The 1599-nt window shown below is 48.1% G+C and carries 1 protein-coding gene; it reads right to left on the reverse strand.

Annotated elements, in window-relative coordinates; genetic code table 11:
• Window positions 1-133 precede the first annotated feature (133 nt).
• Window positions 134-1354, reverse strand: coding sequence for an IS110 family RNA-guided transposase (locus E1757_RS35510; RefSeq protein ID WP_133237152.1), 1221 nt, complete (start codon window positions 1352-1354; stop codon window positions 134-136).
• Window positions 1355-1599: the final 245 nt, after the last annotated feature.

Below are 1599 nucleotides of genomic sequence, written 5' to 3' on the forward strand. Positions count from 1 at the left end.
CATATAAATTCTGCCCTGAAAATTAATACGTCGTTGTATCGTTAGAACGCCGAACCGGCGTACCATTAGAGCCGTTTTTGGCAATAGGAAACTAGACCCCAGTAATTGCTTTTTTAAAATTTTAAAAAATGACTTACACGCCTTGTTCTTGAATGGTAACCGTAAGACCAAGGGATTCTAATCTCTTGACCGAATTGGTTATCAAGGTGTCGCGCTTTCGCTTGTCAAAGTAATCAAAGCCAAGCTCTTCGTACTCTTGTTTTCGCGTTAACAAGACATGTACGATGGTTAAAATGGTATGTCCTACAGCTACTGCGGCTCTATTCTTTCCGCGTCGTGCGGCAATGCGATGATACTGAGCTGCCAAATACGAATTCTTTTTCCGTGTTACTGCCCGTGCCGCTTCTACGAGGGCACTTCGCAGTTTTTTATTTCCTTTTCGTGCCTTAGCTGACCTCTTCTTCCCCGCGCTTTCATCGTGACCTGGAGTCATTCCCGCCCAGGAACATAAATGGCCGGGAGTAGGAAACCGCGACATGTCCGTACCGATCTCTGCCAGGATTTGTTCAGCAGTTCGTTTACCGACACCGGGGATGGAATCCAACAACTTCAGGTCATCCGCAAAAGGGGCCATACGCTCATCGATCTCTGCATCCAATTCTGTTACCAGTTCGTTCAGGTAATCGATATGAGCCAGCTGTTTCTCGATCATGAGCAATTGATGCGCACCGAGTCGCCCTTCCAAGGACAGCTTCAATTGCTCTTTCTTTAGCTTTAGTTTCTTTTGCGCAAAGTCAGCCAAGACGGATGGGTCGGTTTCGCCGTTAATCATGGCTTCCAGCATGTTTCGTCCGGATACCCCGAGTACATTGGATGCGACCGAAGCTAGCTTGATGTTGCCACCCTCCAGTACTTTTTGAAGCCGATTCGCTTCGCGCGTTCGTTCTTCGATGATACTTCGCCGGTACCGAATGATTTCTCGCAGTTCTCTTTGTTCTCGGTTCGGGATATAGCTTCCTTGTACCAGACCATGTCGCAGTAACTTGGCGATCCATTCCGCGTCTTTAACATCTGTTTTGCGCCCAGGCACCGATTTGATGTGCTGAGCATTCACCACTATAGGCTTTAGATCTTCGAGTTCCAGCAAGTTGTAAATTGGTTTCCAGTAGTCTCCCGTGCTCTCCATCGCAACATGGGTGCATCGGTTTTGTTTGACCCAGTCCACCAGTTCGATCAGGTTTCGGGTCATTGTAGCAAAGGTTTGAATCTCCTTTCCTTGGGGGGTGATGATACAGGCTGTGATGCTCTTTTTATGAACATCTAGCCCGCAGCAACGTTCGATCAGTACTTCCATATCTGCTTCTCCTTACGACTGGTTGTGTTTAAGGCTGGTGCAACTACCAAAAGGGTTATTCTGCCCTGCGTGCTTCCCGAAGGAGCAACAATCTGCGATGCACCGGGTCGTTGTGGTCCGTCTGATATGCGGGCTCGAGACACCAAGAATGGACGACCTACCTTCGCCAGCCGTAGTAACAGTATGGACAACATTTTCATCCATCAGTGGTGCCGCGCAGCGGCATGAAAGTCTGATATTATAAA

This window comes from Paenibacillus piri (assembly GCF_004354045.1).
GTDB classification, from domain to species: domain Bacteria; phylum Bacillota; class Bacilli; order Paenibacillales; family NBRC-103111; genus Paenibacillus_S; species Paenibacillus_S piri.